Here is a 20,372-nt window from a genome sequence, read left to right on the forward strand (position 1 = left end):
TCTCCTCGATAGTTATCGGCTGGGTTGACTCAGGCTTGAGTCGCACCTGTCGTCGTTCGTCACCTGGGGAAGATGGACGGCTCGTCCGGCGGATTGGCGTGTAATTCGCCCTGGAAACTTCAGCCTTGGGCGGTCGGGCCGATATTGCTCATATGCGCATTGGCGTTGGCGCTGGCGAGATGTTGGATCGGAGAGCAAGAGATGTCGCAAGAAGACCCAGGGCTGAGCTCCGGCAAACACTCACTCACAACCCGTGCGCTGCGTCTGGCGGTCCTGCGGATCGGCCTGGTTTCGTTGTGTGCCGGTGCGATTTCCTATTATGTGAACCTGTCCTCGCTGGAAAAAGCGATTACCACGCAATTGTTGCTCTCCACCGAGCAGACTTTGCAGCGCGAATCCCTGCCGTTCAGCGAAATAAAGGACCTGCAGCGCAATTTCCTGAACGAGTTCAGGAGCCGCCTTGACAACCCGGGAAGCCGAGCTGCACTGGTGCAGGACTTCGACCGGATCTTCTACCGGCACGAGGATGGCTCCTACACCCAGCGACCGATGCTGTTCGAAGGTGAACCGCTGCCGGACGGCCGTCGCTTCGCCGGAATGTCAGCCACCTACGCGCCCGATATTCCACCCAACGATGACATCAAGGCCCGGTTTGCCCTGTCGTATATCCTCTCGTACAAATATGGCTCCAGCGTCCAGGGGCGCCTGTTCAATTTTTATGGCGTAGTGCCCGAGAAAGGCTTTCCCATCTACCAGCAGGCCGATATCGCCAAGGTCTTTACCTATTCCGGGCCGGATGCCCTGAAGTTGGAAACCTATGAGTTCTATGCGCGCGGCTTTGCGAGCCCAGCTAGCGAAACGCTGTTCACCCGGATGTATTGGGATGCCTCCAACAACGCCTGGATGACCACCGTGGCCACGCCCGACGTGGCCGACGCCTCCGGCAAGCACCAGATCCTGGCCTGTGTCGATGTACTGCTCGATGAACTCATGAAACGCACGGCCAGACCCTTCGTGGATGGCGCGTACAGCACTATGTTCATCGCCGATGGCGACGGCACGCTGATCTACTATCCAGGCAAGATGGACCAGGTCAAGACTAGCGAAGGCAAGGCCTCCATCCGTTCGCTCGGGCTGGACGGCGACTATCCGCTTCTAGAGACCATGCCCAAGCTGGTGCCCGGTCAGGCCATGGTAGTGCAGACACGCGACGACATTGTCGCGATGGGCCTCGTTCCGGGTACGCCCTGGGCACTCGCGGTGCACTTTCCCCGGGCGCAGATGGTGCCGGCGATTCTCAACAACCTGCTGATCGTGGTTGCCCTTGGACTGCTGACCCTGCTGGTGGAGATCTTCATCCTGCGCTCCATTCTGCAGAAGCAGGTAGCCATCCCGCTGTTTCGCCTGATGCAGGCAACACGCTCGCTGGGTTTGTCCCGGGAACGCCTGAACCGCGACAGACTACCGATCCGCTCCGCCGATGAAATTGGCGAACTGGCCCGGGACTTTGCGTCGATGGCGGATCGAATCCAGGATGCCCATGAGCAATTGGAACTCAAGGTCAAGGACCGGACTGCGGCGCTTGAGGAAGCCAATCGGCAACTCGTTGTGCTGAGCACCACTGACGGCTTGACGGGAATCGCCAACCGTCGGCACTTTGATGAAACCCTGGTCAACGAATGGCGGCGCTCGGTGCGCGCGGGAACACTGTTGTCGCTGATGCTGATCGATGTCGACCTGTTCAAGAGCTATAACGACCATTACGGACACCAGGCTGGCGATGATTGCCTGCGAAGCATCGCCAATGCGCTGAAAGCCCATACCCAAAGGGCCGGTGACCTGGTGGCGCGCTATGGGGGCGAGGAGTTTGTATTCATCTCCACGACACCCAACGTCGACAGTGCGCTGCAGCATGCCAAGGCCCTGGGCGAAGCCGTGGAGGCCCTGGCGCTGCCCCATGCCAGGTCGCCGTTCGGCTTCGTGACGGTGAGCATTGGCCTGGCAGTCATGGTGCTCATGGAGGAGGTGACAGCACAAGACCTGCTCAAGCAAGCCGACCAGGCGCTCTATATGGCCAAGGCACGGGGCCGCAATCAGACCAGGCTGGCGAATGCTTCGTGATCCTGGGCCTGACGTCACCGCACAAAGGCCAAACTCCATCGATCCGGCGATTTAAATGAACCCAGTGTCACTCCCTCATGTCACTCGTTTGTCCAGGAACGACAACAGGGAGTCCACTGATGCGACCTTTGCATTTCACCAGCCTGTCCTTCGCCGTCGTGCTTTGCGCGGCCTGTTCCAGTCAACCGCCGGCAACATGGAGCTACGCCGATGCCCAGGGACGGGCCAACTCGCCACCTGACCAGGCCTACCCGGAGCTGTTTGAAGCGGTGCAACGCGGCCAGGTGTTTACCGACCAGAAACACTTCGTGGACGCACTGCCGAACCGCGACCCGGCGCAGATCCGTGCCGATTACCTGGCCCGCCGTGAAAGCCCCGGCTTCGATCTCAAGGCTTTCGTGAAGGCCAATTTCACCGAGTCCGGTCAAGCCGAAAGCCCGGCACCCAAGCCCGGCGCGCCGATTCGGGAGCACATCGACAATCTCTGGCCGGTGCTGAGCCGAACCTACAGGGAAGTGCCTCAGTACAGCAGCCTGTTGCCCTTGCCCCAACCCTATGTGGTTCCGGGCGGGCGTTTTCGCGAGATGTATTACTGGGATTCCTACTTCACCATGCTCGGTCTGGAGCAAAGTGGCGACAAGGCCCGGGTGCGGCAGATGGTCGACAACTTCGCCTACATGATCGATACCTACGGCCATATCCCCAATGGCAATCGCACGTACTACCTGAGCCGCTCCCAGCCGCCGTTCTTTGCCTACATGGTGGAGTTGCAGGCGCACATCGAGGGGGACCAGGCCTACAGTCGATACCTGCCACAACTGCAAAAGGAGTATGCCTACTGGATGGCTGGCGCGCAGACGCTCAAGCCCGGCGCGGCAGCCCAACACGTGGTCAAACTGGGCGATGGCAGCGTGCTCAATCGCTACTGGGATGCCAGTCCGACGCCACGGCAGGAGTCGTGGTTGCAGGATGTCAAGACCGCCGAACAGACGCCGGACAGGCCGAAACAGGAGGTCTGGCGAGACCTGCGTGCCGGCGCCGAAAGTGGCTGGGACTTCAGCTCCCGCTGGCTGGGCGACGGCAAGAACCTGACGACGATACGGACCACCGCCATCGTGCCGGTGGACCTGAATAGCCTGATGTATCACCTGGAGCGCACCATCGCCAAGGCCTGCGGGACTGTCCAGAACATGCCCTGCGTCCAGACCTATGGCCAGCGCGCCGACCTGCGCCAACGGGCCATCGAGCAGCATTTGTGGAAGGCCGATGGCGGCTATTACGTGGACTACGATTGGCAACTGAAGCAGCAACGCCCCAACTTGACCGCTGCGACGCTGTTTCCGCTATATACCGGTCTGGCCTCGGCCGAGCGCGCTGGTCGTACTGCCGATGCGGTACGTTCAGGCTTGCTGCGTCCGGGTGGCATCGCGACCACCCAGGTCAGCAACGGCCAGCAGTGGGACGAGCCCAATGGCTGGGCACCGCTGCAATGGGTGGCGGTGGATGGTTTGAATCGTTACCAGCAGACCGCGCTGGCGGAGCAGATTGGTACGCGCTTCCTGGCACAGGTGCAGAATCTCTATCGCGACGAAGACAAGCTGGTGGAGAAATACGACGTATCCGGCGCGGGGCAGGGCGGTGGCGGGGGCGAATATGAGTTGCAGGATGGCTTCGGCTGGACCAATGGTGTCACGCTGAAGTTGTTGGAGAAATATGGCGTAAGCGCCGACTCCGGCAGCCATTGACCGTGCTGTTTCGAGGGTCTTCGTCATGAACAATGTTTACACGATAGGTCATTCGACCAGGACCCTCGAACAGTTCGTGGAAACCATCGGGAGCTTTGGGATCGACACCGTGGTCGATGTGCGAACGGTTCCGCGATCCCGGAGGAATCCCCAATACAACTTGGATACCTTGCCTGGGCAGTTGGCCCGGCTTGGAATCAACCATGAGCAGATCGTGGAGCTGGGAGGGCTGCGAAAGAAGTCAAGCACCGTCCCTGAAGAGACCAACGCGTTCTGGACCAATCGAAGTTTTCACAATTACGCCGACTATGCGCTCTCGGAGGCGTTCGAGGACGGTCTGAACCGGCTGCTGGCGCTCGGTGAAACCCACCGGTGCGTCATCATGTGCGCGGAAGCGGTCTGGTGGCGCTGCCATCGAAGGATCGTCGCCGACTATCTGTTGCTTCGCGACGTCGAAGTCATCCACATCATGGACAAGGATAAATCGAGCAGGGCGATATTGAATCCTGCCGCAAAGGCGCACGGGCTCAAGCTGACGTACCCCGCATCGGCGTAGCGGGGTGGTGGACAACGCTCCACCACCCTTTGGTTTCAGCGAGTCGACAACGGCGGCGTGCGCGGCGGTACCCGCCGTTTCGAGCCGGTTGACTCGAATGCCGAGGCCAGGCGCAGCAGGTTCGAGTCGTCATAGGCACGACCGGCAAACGTCAAGCCGACAGGCATGCCGATGTCTGCCATGACGCCCATCGGCACGGTGACGGTAGGTACGCCCAGATGGCGGATGGCGAGGTTGCCATTGGCGACCCAGACGCCGTTGCTCCAGGCGATATCCGCAGAGACCGGGTTGACGTCGGCGTCTGCCGGCCCGACATCGGCGACGGTGGGGAAAATCACCGCATCGAGTCCAAGCTGCTGCATCCAATCTTCCAGGTCGATCTGCCGGGTCTTTTCCAGCCCCCTCAGACCGTCCGGCAACGTGGGAATCTGGTCCCAGGGCGTGATGCCGCGTTCGGCCATTTTCACGTATTCGTCCATGCCGGCGGCCAGATCGTCCTCGCGGTTGGGCAGGGTGCCCGGGTCGTGGGGGAAGATCAGCGGGCCGTTCACGTCGGCCAGGCGATTGAGTTTCGGATCACCGTTGGCCCGCAGGAAATCATCGAACGCCCAGGCCGACAGGTCCCACAGTTCGTGGTGGAGGAACGCCTTGGAAACCAGGCCACGGGTAAACACCGTCGGTGCGCCGGGGCGGTCACCCTCGCAATTGGACACCAGCGGGAAATCCACTTCGATCACTTCGGCACCGCAGGCTTCCAGGGCCTTGCGTGCTTCTTCCCAGAGGGCGATCACTGAAGCCCGGGTGATGATGCGTTGCCCGGTCGGACCGCCGATGCCCGGGGCTTCGGCCGTGCCGGCGTCGGGATCGGCATTGATGTACATGCGGGGAACGCCGAAGCGGATACCTGCCAGCGCCTCGGGAGCGGCGGCGAGCGCGGGGTAGGACGCGGGTCGCACGGCATCGACGCTCGGAATGGGCACCCAGGGTTGCAGGCGCCATAGGTCGCCCCGGGTATCCGGGTCCTGTGCGACCACCACATCCAGCACTTCCAGCAGATCGGCCATGGTCCGTGCGTAAGGCACGACCACGTCCATCGTTGGCGTCAGCGGCCAGTTGCCGCGCACCGAGATCACACCACGCGAAGGCGTGTAGGCACACAAGCCATTGTTCGAGGCCGGGCCGCGTCCGCTGGACCAGGTTTCTTCGGCCAGGCCGAATGCGGCGAAACTGGCCGCCGTTGCCGTTCCGGCGCCGTTGGATGAACCTGATGCAAAGGGTGCGGTGAGGTAGTCGCCGTTGTACGGGCTCTCGGCGCGGCCGTAGACGCCACGCTGCATGCCGCCGTTGGCCATGGGCGGCATATTGGTCTTGCCCAGGCATATCGCCCCTGCACCACGCAACCGCTCGATGGTGAAGGCATCGCGATAGGCAATCAGGTCCTTGAAGGCAGGGCTTCCGGAGGCGGCTGTGAGGCCTTTCACCAGGTAGCTGTCCTTGGCGGTGTAGGGAATGCCATCGAGCGGTCCCAGCGTCTTGCCCTGGGCCCGACGGGCATCGGATGCCTGTGCCTCGTTCAACGCCTCGGGGTTTCGCACCACGACCGCGTTCAGGGCGGTTGGCGTGTCCGGCCCGTCGTAGGCCTCGATCCTGGCGAGGTAGGCTTGGACCAGCTCTACCGCTGTCGTCTGTCCAGATTCGAGCGCGGCGCGCAACTGGGCAATGGAAACTTCAGTGATTTCGATCATGCTGTTATCGCTGCGGATGACGAGAGATGGGGGTTGTACACCCTGGCTCTCTCAAAGTGGATTCTCATTCGATTGCCGTGCACTTTACCACCGTCATCGCGAGCAGGCTCGCTCCCACATTGAAGCTGCGGTGCATGCATTACTTTCACGCAACACAGGCCCCTGTGGGAGCCGGGCTTGCCCGCGAAGGCGGTGGTACATTCGAGATGGATGCAAGCCGAATCACCGCCATCGCGAGCAGGCTCGCTCCCACATTGGATCGGCGGTGCATGCATTGCTTATGTGCGACACAGGCCCCTGTGGGAGCCGAGCTTGCCCGCGATGGCGGTGGTACATTCGACATGGATGCAAGCCGAGCCACCGCCATCGCGAGCAGGCTCGCTCCCACATTGGATCGGCGGTGCATGCATTGCTTATGTGCGACACAGGCCCCTGTGGGAGCCGAGCTTGCCCGCGATGGCGGTGGTACATTCGACATGGATGCAAGCCGAGCCACCGCCATCGCGAGCAGGCTCGCTCCCACATTGGAGCTGCGGTGTATGCATTACTTTCGTGCGACACAGGCCCCTGTGGGAGCGAGCCTGCTCGCGATGGCGGCGGCACATCCAACATTGAACGACCTGATCCACCGCTCTTCCAATTTGCCCCCGTAATACCGGTACGGGGGCTTCCCATTACATACGGGAAAACATATATTCGATTTTTCGCATATGGATTCGAACAACATGACGATCAAAGTGGGAATCAATGGTTTTGGCCGGATTGGTCGTCTCGCACTGCGGGCCGCCTGGCATTGGCCCGAGTTCGAGTTTGTGCAGGTCAACGACCCGGCCGGTGACGCGGCCACCCATGCGCACCTGTTGAACTTCGATTCCGTGCACGGCCGCTGGAACCACCAGGCCGATGCAGACGGCGATGAAATCGTCATCGAGGGCAAGCGGATCAAGGTGATGGCCCACAAGACCATTGCCGACACCGACTGGTCAGGCTGCGATCTGGTGATCGAGGCCAGTGGCAAGATGAAGACCGTCGCGGTGCTTCAGGCCTACCTCGATCAAGGCGTGAAGCGGGTGGTGGTCAGCGCGCCGGTGAAGGAAAAGGGCGCGCTGAACATCGTCATGGGGGTCAATCACCACCTGTTCAAACCCGCTGAACATCCCATCGTCACCGCCGCCTCCTGCACCACCAACTGCCTGGCCCCGGTGGTCAAGGTCATCCACGAAAAGCTCGGCATCCGCCACGGCTCGATCACCACCATCCATGACCTGACGAACACCCAGAGCCTGCTCGATCAACCCCACAAGGACCTGCGCCGTGCCCGTGCCTCGGGCCTGAGCCTGATCCCGACCAGTACTGGCTCGGCCACCGCCATCGCGGAAATCTTCCCCGAGTTGCGCGGGCGCCTGAACGGTCACGCCGTGCGGGTGCCACTGGCAAATGCTTCGCTGACCGATTGCGTCTTCGAGGTCGAGCGAGCCACTACGGTCGAAGAGGTGAATCAATGGCTCAAGGACGCGGCCGAGAACGAGTTGAAAGGCATCCTCGGTTTCGAAGAGCGGCCGCTGGTGTCCATCGACTACCGGACCGACCCGCGCTCATCCATCATCGATGCGCTGTCGACTCTGGTCATCAACGGTACCCAGGTCAAGCTCTACGCCTGGTACGACAATGAGTGGGGCTATGCCAACCGCACCGTCGAGCTGGCGCGGATGGCTGGTCTGGCCGGGCATTCATGAAGTCACTGGCGGCCCTCGCTCCAGAAGTGCGGCAATACCTGCTCGTCACGGGTAACTACTGGGCGTTCACCCTCACTGACGGTGCCTTGCGCATGTTGGTGGTGCTGCACTTTCACGCGTTGGGCTACAGCCCGCTGCAAATCGCTGCGTTGTTCCTGTTCTATGAACTCTTCGGCGTCATCACCAACCTGGTGGGCGGCTATCTCGGTGCCCGGCTGGGTTTGAACCGCACCATGAACATCGGCCTGGGCATGCAGGTCGTGGCATTGCTCATGTTGACGGTGCCGGCAGTGTGGCTGACCGTTCCCTGGGTCATGGCAGCCCAGGCTTTGTCCGGGATCGCCAAGGACCTGAACAAGATGAGTGCCAAAAGCACCCTCAAGCTTCTGGTCCCCAACGAGCAGCAGGGCACGCTCTACCGGTGGGTGGCGATGCTCACCGGCTCGAAAAATGCCCTCAAGGGCGTTGGTTTTTTCCTCGGCGGGGCCTTGCTGGCGTCGATGGGGTTCAGGGGCGCGCTGCTGGCGATGGCCAGTGCATTGGCGCTGATCTGGATCGGTAGCCTGATTCTGCTGAAAAGGGACCTGGGCAAGGCAAAAGCCAAGCCCAAGTTCCGCGACCTGCTGTCCAAGAGCCGCGCGATCAATATCCTGTCGGCGGCGCGGCTGTTCTTGTTCGGTGCCCGCGACGTCTGGTTCGTGGTGGCCTTGCCGGTCTACCTGAGCAGCGTCTTTGCCTGGGACTTCTGGAAGGTCGGCGGTTTCCTCGCCGCCTGGGTGATCGGCTACGGCCTCGTGCAATCGTTGGCGCCCTACATCACTGGCAAAAAACGGGGGCATGTACCGGACGGCCGTGGCGCGTTCCTCTGGGCGCTGGCACTGGCTGGCGTGCCGATGACTATTGCGCTGGGCCTGGGCACCGGGCTGTCGCAACCGATGGTGCTGCTCGGCGGACTGGCAGTGTTTGGTGCATTGTTCGCGGTGAATTCCTCCTTGCACAGCTATCTGATCGTGTCCTATGCCAAGGAGGACGGCGTATCACTGGACGTGGGCTTTTATTACATGTCCAACGCCATGGGCCGATTGATCGGTACGCTGCTTTCCGGTTGGGTCTACCAAATCCATGGACTGGAAGCATGTCTGTGGATTTCCAGCGGCTTTGTCCTCCTCGCCGCCCTCATTTCCATGGCATTGCCTCGTCACGCGGGATATTGATCAAGGACGCGGTCGGCCTTCCAGCACAGAAAACACGGCCACGCCCGGCAGCATGGCCAAGGTGTGAAGTTCAGTCAGTCGCCGCTCATCAAGCTTCTCCGATCAGTATCCGGGGCCACTCGAAGCACGCCATCGTCAGCCATATACCAAGGCCATTCTTGACAACCTCGCTGCCTGGGCAAATACTCGGCGCATATTCATATATATGACTAGATAACAAGGTGAATAAAGTCGATGAAAGCCCTCTCTAGTGATGTCCGCCTGCCGCTTTATCAACGCCTGCGAGACCAGTTGGCTGAACAGATTGCCAATAATCGCTGGCGTCCGGGAGAAGCGATTCCCACCGAGGCAGCCCTTTCGGCGGAGTATCAGTTGTCTACCGGTACCGTGCGCAAGGCGATCGATGCGTTGGTCAGCGAGGGCGTTCTGGAGCGTCAGCAGGGGCGCGGTACCTTTATTCGCCGTCCTCAGTTCCAGTCTTCGTTGTTCCGCTTCTTCCGGTTTCAAAGCGCGTCGGGCGAACGTCGGGTCCCGGAGAGCCGCATCTTGTCCATCGAGCCGGTGGCTGCGCCGTCGGCGGTGGCGCAGGCGTTGGGATTGCCCGTCGACGCACCGGTGATCCGCATCGTTCGTGTACGGCTGCTGGAGGTCGAGCCGGTGCTCGCCGAAGAAATCTGGTTGCCGCGTAGTCGCTTTCAACCGCTGCTCGACATCGACCTGAGCCAGAAAGGGCCGCTGCTTTATCCCATCTACGAAGAAACCTGCGGTCAGGTTGTCGCCTATGCCGAAGAAACCCTCACCGCCGAATCGGTGAATGACGTTCACGCCCGGTTGCTGCAAGTGCCGGTCAACAGCCCGGTCGTGGTGATCGAGCGTCTGGCGCGGGACTACGCCGGCAACCCGCTGGAGTGGCGACGCTCCCGCGGGCATGCCGAGCATTTCCGCTACAGCGTGGAAATTCGTTGACCGTGGCGGATTAGCGGTCACCCGGCGGCGAGTCGTTCGCCGCGGCTTTTACTGTTGTGTTTGCCATCACTGGCCCTGTAGCGGCGCGGTTCGCTCTCGGCTGCCTTTCGTTCTGCTTATAAGGATAAAAATCATGTTCAGTTGGTATCGCCAAGTCACTGCGCGGGAGCGCAAAACGTTTTGGGCCTGTTTCGGCGGATGGTCGCTCGACGCGCTGGAAGTACAGATGTTTGGCCTGGCGATACCGGCGCTGATCGCGGCATTTGCCTTGTCCAAGGGCGATGCGGGGCTGATCAGTGGGGCGACCCTGGTGACCTCGGCTCTCGGCGGCTGGGTCGGCGGCACGTTGTCGGACCGCTACGGCCGGGTGCGCACGCTGCAATGGATGATTTTGTGGTTCTCATTCTTCACCTTTCTGTCCGCGTTCGTCACCGGCTTTCACCAGTTGCTGATCGTCAAGGCGCTGCAGGGATTCGGAATTGGTGGCGAGTGGGCCGCCGGTGCGGTGCTGATGGCCGAAACCATCAATCCCAAGTACCGCGGGAAGGTCATGGGCACGGTACAAAGCGCCTGGGCGGTGGGTTGGGGCCTGGCGGTCGGTGTCTTCACGCTGATCTACTCGTTCGTACCCCAGGACATGGCTTGGCGGGTAATGTTCATCGTCGGCCTGCTGCCGTCGTTCCTGATCATTTGGGTCCGGCGTAACGTCGAGGAGCCGGACAGTTTCCAGCGCCTGCAAAAAGAACAGGCCATCCCGCAGAGCTTCTTCAAATCCCTGGCTGGCATCTTTCGTCCTGAACTGATCCGCGTGACGCTGTTTGGTGGGTTGCTGGGGCTGGGCGCACACGGTGGTTATCACGCGGTGATGACCTGGCTGCCGACCTTCCTCAAGACCGAACGCAACCTGTCGGTACTCAATTCCGGCGGTTACCTGGCCGTCATCATCTTTGCCTTCTGGTGTGGCTGCGTGGTCAGCGGCTTGTTGATCGATCGCATTGGCCGTCGCAAGAACATCGTGCTGTTCGCGCTGTGCTGTGTCGTGACCGTGCAGTGCTATGTGTTCCTGCCGTTGAGCAACACCCAGATGCTGTTCCTGGGGTTCCCGCTCGGTTTCTTCGCCGCCGGCATTCCGGCGAGCCTCGGGGCGCTGTTCAACGAGTTGTACCCGGCGGATGTGCGTGGCGCTGGCGTGGGGTTCTGCTACAACTTCGGCCGGGTACTCTCGGCGGTCTTTCCCTTCCTGGTCGGCCACATGAGCGACTCCATGTCCCTGGGCTCAGCCATCGGCATCGACGCCGGGATAGCCTACGGCGTGGCGGTGCTCGCGGCGCTGTGTCTTCCGGAAACCCGCGGGCGCAACCTTCAAGCCTCCACTGCATCGGCAAACGCCACGGTCGACGGTAACGAGAGCGCCCATGCCTGACACCTTTGCTACGCCAATCACCGGCATCGATTCCCATGCCCACGTGTTCAGTCGTGGGCTGGAGCTGACCGTCGAACGACGCTACACACCTGACTATGACGCGACGCTTGACCAATACCTGCAGCACTTGCAAGCCCATGGCCTGAGCCATGGCGTCCTGGTGCAACCCAGCTTTCTTGGCACCGATAACCGCTATCTGCTGGCCGCGCTCCAGCAGGCTCCGCAGCAGTTGCGCGGGGTTGTGGTGCTGGAGCCAGGTATCAGCCGTGCCGTGATGGATGACATGGCCCGACTGGGTGTGGTCGGTGTTCGCTTGAATCTGATGGGCAAGGACCTGCCTGATTTTCGTGACGCAGCCTGGCAGGATTTTTTCGGCCATCTGGCTGCGCTGGATTGGCATGTCGAGTTGCACCGCAACCTGGCGGACTTGCAGGGGCTGGTCCGTCAACTGATGCCGTTTGGCATCAGGCTGGTGGTGGATCACTTCGGTCGGCCGGATTCGCGCCTGGGTATCGACCAACCGGGTTTTACCGAATTGCTGGAGCTGGGCTTGAGCGGACAAGTCTGGATGAAGGTATCCGGTATTTACCGATTGGCGGGGACGGATCAACAGAACCTCGAATTTGCCCGAGCCTCGTTGGCCTTGCTCGAGCGCAGCTTCGGCCCGCAACGGCTGGTATGGGGCAGTGACTGGCCGCATACGCAACATGAACACAGCGTTGGGTTCGAGACGGTGATGGCGCAGTTGCGGGCATTGGACTGTTCGGCATCGCTGATGCAAGCGCTGATGCTGCAAACGCCTCAAGAGCTGTTCGGTTTTTGACCTCCCGGGACGGGGGTATCCAGTCAATCTGAACTCGTACGACGAATAGGGATCTAGACTCCATTGTCGCTGTATGCAAGATCCCCCCACCTGACTTCAGAGTGCGTTATTCGAGCCGGCACCGCCGACACGGGCATACGCATGGGGCGATGGACAGCAAGGGCGCTTAGCCAGGTGGATTGAGGATCACTGATGTCAAACGTTGAAGAACTTCCCAGGGAAGCGCTGGTGCCGAGCGAGTACGAAAGCCTGGTCTCGATGGGGGTAAACGCGCTCGAGGCCATTCCCGGTGCGGTGTACCTGTGCGACCGCGAGGGTTGGCTCGTCAGGTACAACAGTGAGGCGGCTGAACTGTGGGGGCGCAAGCCGGAGCTCGGCGTGAACGGTGATCGCTTCTGCGGTTCCCATCGGTTGTTCTTGAGCGACGGTACGCCGCTGGCGTTTGAGGACTGCCCGACGGCCTCGGCGCTCAGTACCGGTGAGGTGACGCGCAACCAGGAAATCGTCATCCAGCGCCCGGACGGGTCGCGGTTTGTGGCACTCATGAACATCCGGGCCCTGAGAGACCGGCGTGGCGTCATCCAAGGGGCGATCAATTGCTTCCAGGACATCTCTGCACAGCACGCCATGGCTGAGGAGCTTCGGCGCAAGAGCGCCGACCTTGAAGATTTCTTCGATAACAGCGCCGTGGGCCTGCATATCGTCAGTGGCGAGGGCATCATCCTGCGCGCCAACAAGGCCGAACTGGCCCTGCTGGGTTACTCGGAAGAGGAATACATCGGCCGCCCTATCACCGAGTTTCATGTCGATGAGCCGGTCATTGGCGACATTCTCAATAAACTGGGCAGCGGTGATTGCCTGGAGAGCTATCCGGCGCGCTTGCGGGCCAAGGATGGCTCCATCAAGCATGTTTCGATTACTTCCAATGGGCGGTTCGAGGAGGGGAAACTCTTCAACACCCGCTGTTTCACCATCGACATGACGTGTGTTCATGCCGCCGAGGCGGCGCGCCAGGAGAGCGATGACAGGCTTTCGGCCACCTACGAGGCGGCGACCATCGGGATTGCCGAGGCCGACGAGGACGGTCGGCTGTTGCGGGTAAACGATGCCCTCTGCCGTATGCTGGGCCGCACTCGCGAACAGCTGCTGGCGATGACATTCCTGGACTATACCCACCCGGACAGTGTCGGGCAGGACGCCGCCCTGTACGCTCGCCAGGTTGCCGGTGAACTGGACAATTACGTGCTGCGCAAGCGCGCGTTCAAGCTCGATGGCGAGATTGTCTACCTCGACATACACAGTTCGTCGGTACGCGATGCGGGCGGCGAGTTCCGCTATGGCGTGCGGGTATTGCAGGACGTCACCCTCGCGCAGCGCATGGAAAACCAGGTTCGCGAGAGCGAGCGGCAGCTGCGCAATGTGCTCGAAGCTCTGCCCGCAGCGGTCTATACCACCGACGCCGAAGGCCGTATCACATTCTACAATCGCGCGGCTGTGGAATTGTCCGGGCGCACGCCCGAACTGGGTGACATGTGGTGCGTGACCTGGAAACTGTTCAATACCGACGGAAGTCCGCTTCCCCACGACCAATGCCCCATGGCCGTGGCGTTGAAGGAGAACCGTGCGATTCGCGGGGCCGAGGCCATCGCCCAACGCCCGGATGGCTCCCGTGTGCCGTTCAATCCCTATCCCACGCCCCTGCATGATGCCGATGGCAACCTCGTGGGCGCGATCAATATGCTGGTGGACATTACCGAGCGAAAGCAGGCAGAGAACCGGCAGAAGACGTTGATCGACGAGCTCAATCACCGGGTCAAGAACACCCTGGCCACGGTGCAATCCCTGGCCGCCCAGACCGCGCGCAACGCGGAGGATGCAAAAGACGGCTACCGTCGCTTCGAAGCACGGCTGCTGGCGCTGTCGCGGGCCCATGACCTGTTGACGAAGCGGCACTGGGAAAATACGCCTCTGGACGCCCTGGCCAAGGAAGTGCTGATGCCGGTCTTCGGGCTCGAGCCCGACCGCATCACGATCGAGGGTGCGACCATCGACGTCGGCACCCGGGTGGCGCTCAACTTCACGATGACCCTCAATGAACTGGCGATCAACGCGCTGAAATATGGCTCGATGTCCGTCGAGACAGGCTCGCTTTCGGTGACCTGGGACCTGCAACCCCAACCAAACGGCACCTTGTTGACCCTGGATTGGCGGGAGCAGGGCGGACCGCCCGTGGCCCGGCCGGAGCGGGAAGGGCTGGGCTCGCGGTTGATGAAGCGCTGCATCGAGCGCGATTTGGGCGGCCAGTTCGACCTGACCTTCGCCCCGGAGGGCGTTTACTGCCGCTTCTCCTTTCTGATCGGAGCCTAGGCATGCCTCCGTTCGCTGGAGTCAGGGTGCTCGTGGTCGAGGACGAAGGCGCGATTGCCATGTTGATTGAGGAAATGCTGGAGGACCTGGGCTGCGAAATCGTGGCCTCGGTCGCCCGGCTCGCGACGGCGCGGGACGAGGCCAGCGCGGCGCACATCGATCTGGCCATTCTGGACGTCAACCTGGCCGGCGAACGGGTTTTTCCGGTGGCCGAAATCCTGCGCGATCGCGGCATCCCGTTCTTGTTCAGCACCGGATACGGCGCCAGCGGAGTGCCAGGCGAATTCGCCGGGTACCCGGTTTTGCATAAGCCGTTTTCGGAAAGCGAATTGCTGCAGCGGATGACCCAGGCGTTGAGGCATCGGGCGTCGACGTGATACTCCTGCGCAATGACCCAGCGCCATTGCGAGCAGGCTCGCTCCCACGTTATTCGAGGTTTCCAGGAAAATCGGACTCATCACAAAACCTGCGGGAGCGAGCCTGCTCGCGATGACGGTGGCACATTTAATACCCATGCAAACTGACCCAGCGCCTCCCGGGCAGCTTCCCTCAACGCAGAATGCGTCGCCCGCTGAGCGCATTTGGACAACGCCGCTATTTTCTTCTGATTGATCTGCTGGGAGTCGACTCCGGTGCTAGCCTTGTTCAACGCATCCAAGGAGGTGAGCGCCGTGTCCAATTGCAAGAAGTGCCACTACCCGGTCAGCGACCTGTTCATGTACTGCCCTTATTGCAATACGTTACTGGACGACGCTTCAGCCTCTCTACCAAGCGCCTCTCCACCGAGCAGCGCAACGATCAAACATGTCGCACGCGTCACGCCGAAAATTGCCATCGGTAAGGTTCGAATCGAAGGGCTGGGCGAGATGGATCCGCCGGAAGGGGTGACCCCGCCGTTCAATTTCAATCCAACCCCCGGCGGAACCGGTGCACTCGGCCGGCTTGTTGATTCAAAGGGGCGTGGTTGGTATTTGATGAGAAATCGACCTCACTCCAGCCTTTACCATTGGCGCAAGATCTTCAGGGCGAAGCGCAAAGGGGGCGGCTTCCACATGACGATGCGGCTTGAGCGCGAGCAGCCTTCGATGCACCAGATCGCCGCCGACTGGAACCATCGCCAATGGGCGGTTGATGAGTCGGGCTACAGTAATATGTCGCTGGAACAAGCGCTGGTGGGCACCGGCCGCAATGCCGATAAGCGCAAGTCCCAAGGCAGCGTCATGGCGAAGTTTTTCGTTGCCGTCGCTAACGGTACGGCGTTCGGCCTGCTGCCCCCCTTGAGCAGCGTCACTGTTGAAGACGCAAGGAGGGCAGTGGAATTGATCGAAAGTGGGTCGCTGTCGGCATCGCGCTATGCCGTCCGTGACGATCAGGAATGGCTTCATCTGCGCGGCCATGGTCTCGGTGGCAGGGAAGAGCCCAGCAATCTGGTCGCGGGCAGTCACGGAGCCAACAGTGAAATGGCAGCCATCGAAATGGTGCTCCAGCAATTCGATGGCAAGCGGCCCCTGACCTACAGCGTCAAGGCAGACTGCATCCCCGGAACACTGATCAGCACCCTGATTACCATGGAAGTACTGCTGAACGGCACGCGAATCTTCTCGCAGGTGATCAACGCAGCTCGCCTGCGACTTTCTTTATCTGAGTATGCTCATATCCAGGATGAACTGGTGAATCGTATCGTGACCGATGGCCGCAAAGGGCGTGAAACGGTGTTTGTACCGGCGTCGACGAGTTGAATAATAGTCTCCTGTGGGTAATGCGGGGCTAATCAATCCTGCTGTCGATGCGCTAATATCCGCGCTCACCTCCCGTATCCCGGACTTTCTCCTCCATGAAATTGCACCTGCTGACTGCCAGTCTGTTCCTCGCCTGTACCCTGACTCACGCCGCCGAGCCGAAGTCCCTTCCAAAGCCTTTGGAGGAACAGGTCGGGCATCTGGTGGCACTCCTCAAGGACAGCTACGCCACCGGCTACCCTGAAGCGACGCTGGTGCAGACGCTGGATACTGGGGAGGACAGCGAAGTAACGCTTGCGGTGTTCACCATTGAAGGTTTTGGCATGGGCAACAATTACAGCCAATACCTGGCGGTTTTCAACCCTGAAGAGAACGAAGAGGGCAAGCAACGCTACAACTTGCTCGACGTAATGCGCATTGGTGGTGACAGCTGGCGTTCGATCGACAAGCTGGATGCCAAACTGGTCAGTGATCCGACAGGTGAGCAGACGTTGATCGATATTCCGGTTATGGAGAATACCGACGACGATGCGCCGAATTTTCCTAGCCGGGCGGCCACCATTCACCTGTCGCTGGACGGGTCGCAGGCGCTCCGGTTGGTGGAGTTGAAGTAGGGCGGTGTTCCCTGTGCGAGGTGGATGCTGGCGAGCTCCGCCTTGGCGTGCGAGCGTTCCAGGACGTCACCCTCGCGCAGCGAATGAAGAACCAGATTCGCGGCGACGGTCGGCATAGGCGCCATGTGCTCGCGGATGGCCGCCTTCCAATGGCACCTGGCCGAAAATGTCTAGCCATTTGCTACACGCCGTTCCCAGGCATGATCTAAGCTCCAGAGGAGGGTTTTTCGAGCAGGGGGTTTCAATGCGAAGCGCACCTGAAAACAGTCTGAAGAAAGCATTGAAGGCCTGTAGAGACAGTTTTATCGCTGTCGGTTTCTTCAGCTTTTTCATCAACGCCCTCATGCTCGTGCCGACTTTCTACATGCTCCAGGTGTATGGGCGCGTGATGACCAGTGGAAGCATCACGACCCTGGCGATGCTGACGCTGATCCTCATCGGGCTGGTGGTGACCTTGGGCGCCCTGGAATGGATTCGCTCGCGCGTCATGGTCAGAGTGAGCACCCGCCTGGATGTGCTGCTCAGCCGCCAGGTCTATAAAGCCAGTTTCAAGCGGGCTCTGGAAAGCGGTGGCATGGACGCTTCTGCCCAGCCGCTCAATGATTTGACGGGGTTGAGGCAGTTTCTCACCGGTAACGGTCTGTTCGCCTTCTTCGATGCACCCTGGCTGCCGATCTACATCGCCGTGATGTTCCTGTTCCACCCTTGGTTTGGCTGGGTCGCGACCGGCAGTGCGCTGCTGTTGCTGGCCTTGGCGTTCCTCAACGAGAAGCTGACGGGCCCTGTTCTGGCCCAGGCCAACAAGGAGCACATCGGCGCAACGCTCTACACCACGAAGAACCTGCGCAACGCCGAAGTCATCGAGTCCATGGGCATGCTGGAAACCCTGATGGATCGTTGGGGGCATCGGCAGAAAAACGTCTTGCTGCTGCAATCGCTGGCGAGTGACAGGGGCGCCATTGTCAGTACGCTTTCACGAACGTTCCGGCTTCTGGTGCAATCGCTGGTGTTGGGGCTGGGGGCCTACCTGGCGGTGAACCATGAAGTGAGTGCTGGCCTGGTGTTCGCCGGCTCCGTGTTGCTGGGGCGTGCCCTGGCCCCCATCGACCTGATCATCGGCAGCTGGAAGGGCTTCATTGCGGCCCGTTCGCAGTATGTTCGCCTGAACGACATCCTGCTCAGGCAACAGGCGCAACTCGAGCGCATGTCCTTGTCCCCGCCCCGGGGCGACATGCAGGTGGAGAATCTGGTAATCGCCGCACCCGGCTCGAAAGTCCCGATCATCAGAAACATCAGCTTCAGCGTGCCGGCCGGCTGCGTGGTGGGCATCATCGGTCCCAGCGCGGCGGGCAAGTCGACCCTGGCCAGGGCGTTGATGGGAATCTGGACTCCTCTGCATGGCGTGGTCAGGCTGGATGGGGCGGACATCGGCGCCTGGGACAAACATGAACTTGGTCCCTACATCGGCTACCTGCCTCAGGACATCGAACTGTTCGAAGGCTCCGTCGGCGAGAACATTGCCCGCTTCGCCGAGCTCGACTCGGCGCAAGTCATCCTGGCTGCCAAGACCGCCGGCGTGCACGACATGATTTTGCAACTGCCCGATGGCTACGACACCGTGATCGGCAGCGAGGGCGTGATGTTGTCGGCCGGGCAGCGCCAGCGCATCGGGCTGGCCCGCGCCCTGTATGGCAGTCCACGGCTGATCATCCTGGACGAACCCAACTCCAATCTCGATGACGTGGGTGAGCGTGCCCTGGCGGCGGCAATCCAGCAGCTCAAGCAGACCGGCGCGACGGTGTTCATCATTACCCACCGAACCAACATCGTCGCGCAGCTCGACCGGCTCATGGTGCTGAACGCCGGAGCCATCAGTCTCTATGGGCCACGCGAGGACGTACTGGCTGAACTCAACGCGCAGCAACAGCGGGTACAAAAGCACGCCGTGCCGACAGGCGCCAGCATGGCTGTGGTGGAGACCGGCAGGGGTGGTACCGATGAACCGCAAGATGCCCAATCGGCCAATTGAAAGCTTCGCTGACCTGCCGACATCCGACCGTAGCATTCGCCGCCTGGGCGTGGGCATAGTGGGGCTGACCTTCGGCCTGTTCGGGACCTGGGCGGCTGTGGCACCGCTCGACGGTGCCGCCTACGCGCCAGGGGTGGTCACGGTGCAGGCCTACCGCAAGACCGTTCAACACCTGGAAGGCGGTATCGTCAAGACGCTGTTGGCCCATGACGGTGACATCGTCAAGCGTGATGATCCGTTGATCATCCTGGACGATGCCCAGCTGCGCTTCGAGTATGAGATGACCCGAAGCCAACTGACCGCCGCCGGAGCCATGGCGGCACGGCTCCGGGCCGAGCGCGACAGGCTGCCGGAAATCGGCTTCGAAGACGCCATCGACCCTGCCGATTTGCGTGGCGCGCAGGCTCGCCAGGGTGAAGCCCAGATATTCAACGCCCGGCAGGGCTCACGGCTGGGGCAGGTCGCGGTGCTGCGCGAGCGCGTGGGGCAGTTGAGTCAGCAGGTCAGGGGGTTGCAGTCCATGGTCGATGCCAAGGTCCGCCTGGAGAAATCCTACAGCGATGAAATTGGTGAGCTGACTGACCTGCTCAAGCAAGGATTCGTCGACAAACAGCGCTTGCTCGAGCAGGAGCGCAAGCTGGCGCTGCTGAGGACGGAGGTCGCCGATCACCGTTCGACCATCGACAAGACGCGTCTGCAGATCAACGAAACACAGCTGCAGATTCTACAAGTCGACAAGGATTTCAATGCCGACGTCGCCAAGCAACTGGCCGAAGTCCAGACCCGGCTGTACGACCTGCAGGAGAAAGCCTCGTCCCTGCAAGACCGGCTCGATCGGATTGTCATTCGAGCGCCTGACGCGGGCATGGTGATCGGCATGACCGTACATACCATTGGCGGTGTCGTGCGCGCGGCGACGCCGTTGCTGGACATTGTTCCCTCTGTGTCCGAGCTGGTCATAGAGGCACAGGTGGCACCGGTGGACATCGACCGGATTGGCATTGGCAAGCGAGCCGATATCCGTTTCGGCGCGTTCAAGAGCTCCACCACGCCAGTGATCGAAGGCGAAGTGAGCAGTGTCTCGGCCGACCGGCTGACCAACGAAAAGACCGGCGCTGCGTATTACCTGGCGCGGGTCCGGGTGACCGAGGACGGTGCGCGGACTTTGGGTGAGCGCAAGTTGGTACCGGGAATGCCAGCGGACGTGTTGATCATTACCGGGCAACGCACGCTGCTGCAGTACCTGATGCAACCGGCCCGTGATGTCATGTCTCAATCCATGATCGAGGAGTAG

15 protein-coding genes are annotated in these 20,372 nt (G+C 61.1%); 14 read left to right on the forward strand and 1 reads right to left on the reverse strand.

Annotated features, from left to right (window positions below):
* The first annotated feature begins 201 nt into the window (after positions 1 to 201).
* The 3 genes from PCOSP_RS13605 (at position 202) to PCOSP_RS13615 (ending at position 4,422) form a co-directional block, all read left to right on the forward strand.
* Complete coding sequence (locus PCOSP_RS13605) at positions 202 to 2,121, forward strand: sensor domain-containing diguanylate cyclase (protein ID WP_464711694.1); 1,920 nt, start codon at positions 202 to 204, stop codon at positions 2,119 to 2,121.
* 119 nt (positions 2,122 to 2,240) lie between these two features.
* The gene (gene treA / locus PCOSP_RS13610; RefSeq protein ID WP_464711696.1) at positions 2,241 to 3,866 is read left to right on the forward strand and encodes an alpha,alpha-trehalase TreA; all 1,626 of its coding nucleotides are present in this window, start codon (positions 2,241 to 2,243) and stop codon (positions 3,864 to 3,866) included.
* A 25-nt stretch (positions 3,867 to 3,891) separates the two neighbouring features.
* Positions 3,892 to 4,422 (forward strand): DUF488 domain-containing protein, encoded by a 531-nt coding sequence (locus PCOSP_RS13615; protein WP_464711698.1) that lies wholly within the window; start codon positions 3,892 to 3,894, stop codon positions 4,420 to 4,422.
* Positions 4,423 to 4,457: 35 nt separating this feature from the next.
* On the opposite strand, the gene PCOSP_RS13620 is transcribed toward PCOSP_RS13615, so the two are convergent.
* Positions 4,458 to 6,167 carry an amidase gene (locus tag PCOSP_RS13620; RefSeq protein ID WP_464711700.1) on the reverse strand — a complete coding sequence of 570 codons (1,710 nt, stop codon included), beginning with the start codon at positions 6,165 to 6,167 and terminating at the stop codon, positions 4,458 to 4,460.
* A gap of 725 nt (positions 6,168 to 6,892) precedes the next feature.
* Here PCOSP_RS13620 and PCOSP_RS13625 point away from each other — a divergent pair.
* The 11 genes from PCOSP_RS13625 to PCOSP_RS13675 all read left to right on the forward strand — a co-directional run bounded on the left by PCOSP_RS13625 (position 6,893) and on the right by PCOSP_RS13675 (position 20,372).
* Positions 6,893 to 7,903: an ArsJ-associated glyceraldehyde-3-phosphate dehydrogenase gene (locus PCOSP_RS13625; protein WP_464711702.1), complete on the forward strand. Its 1,011-nt coding sequence runs from the start codon at positions 6,893 to 6,895 to the stop codon at positions 7,901 to 7,903.
* The gene (gene arsJ / locus PCOSP_RS13630) at positions 7,900 to 9,117 is read left to right on the forward strand and encodes an organoarsenical effux MFS transporter ArsJ (protein WP_464711704.1); all 1,218 of its coding nucleotides are present in this window, start codon (positions 7,900 to 7,902) and stop codon (positions 9,115 to 9,117) included. The genes PCOSP_RS13625 and arsJ overlap by 4 nt, the downstream gene beginning before the upstream one ends.
* A gap of 234 nt (positions 9,118 to 9,351) precedes the next feature.
* Positions 9,352 to 10,083 carry a GntR family transcriptional regulator gene (locus tag PCOSP_RS13635; RefSeq protein ID WP_139650007.1) on the forward strand — a complete coding sequence of 244 codons (732 nt, stop codon included), beginning with the start codon at positions 9,352 to 9,354 and terminating at the stop codon, positions 10,081 to 10,083.
* A gap of 133 nt (positions 10,084 to 10,216) precedes the next feature.
* Entirely contained in the window at positions 10,217 to 11,506 is a 1,290-nt protein-coding gene (locus tag PCOSP_RS13640; protein ID WP_464711706.1) for an MFS transporter, read from the forward strand.
* Positions 11,499 to 12,329, forward strand: a complete 831-nt coding sequence (locus PCOSP_RS13645; protein ID WP_464711708.1) for an amidohydrolase family protein — start codon at positions 11,499 to 11,501, stop codon at positions 12,327 to 12,329. The genes PCOSP_RS13640 and PCOSP_RS13645 overlap by 8 nt, the downstream gene beginning before the upstream one ends.
* Before the next feature lie 192 nt (positions 12,330 to 12,521).
* Positions 12,522 to 14,696 carry a PAS domain-containing sensor histidine kinase gene (locus PCOSP_RS13650; RefSeq protein WP_175362846.1) on the forward strand — a complete coding sequence of 725 codons (2,175 nt, stop codon included), beginning with the start codon at positions 12,522 to 12,524 and terminating at the stop codon, positions 14,694 to 14,696.
* Positions 14,697 to 14,698: 2 nt separating this feature from the next.
* Positions 14,699 to 15,073: a response regulator gene (locus PCOSP_RS13655; RefSeq protein WP_139650000.1), complete on the forward strand. Its 375-nt coding sequence runs from the start codon at positions 14,699 to 14,701 to the stop codon at positions 15,071 to 15,073.
* Positions 15,074 to 15,337: 264 nt separating this feature from the next.
* On the forward strand, positions 15,338 to 16,435 hold the full coding sequence (locus PCOSP_RS13660; protein WP_175362845.1) for a hypothetical protein: 1,098 nt from the start codon (positions 15,338 to 15,340) through the stop codon (positions 16,433 to 16,435).
* Positions 16,436 to 16,530: 95 nt separating this feature from the next.
* Positions 16,531 to 17,049 (forward strand): hypothetical protein, encoded by a 519-nt coding sequence (locus tag PCOSP_RS13665; protein ID WP_139649994.1) that lies wholly within the window; start codon positions 16,531 to 16,533, stop codon positions 17,047 to 17,049.
* A gap of 244 nt (positions 17,050 to 17,293) precedes the next feature.
* Positions 17,294 to 19,078, forward strand: a complete 1,785-nt coding sequence (locus PCOSP_RS13670) for a type I secretion system permease/ATPase (RefSeq protein ID WP_464711711.1) — start codon at positions 17,294 to 17,296, stop codon at positions 19,076 to 19,078.
* Positions 19,047 to 20,372, forward strand: a complete 1,326-nt coding sequence (locus PCOSP_RS13675) for an HlyD family type I secretion periplasmic adaptor subunit (RefSeq protein WP_464711713.1) — start codon at positions 19,047 to 19,049, stop codon at positions 20,370 to 20,372. The genes PCOSP_RS13670 and PCOSP_RS13675 overlap by 32 nt, the downstream gene beginning before the upstream one ends.

The organism is Pseudomonas sp. MAFF 730105 (genome assembly GCF_055380705.1).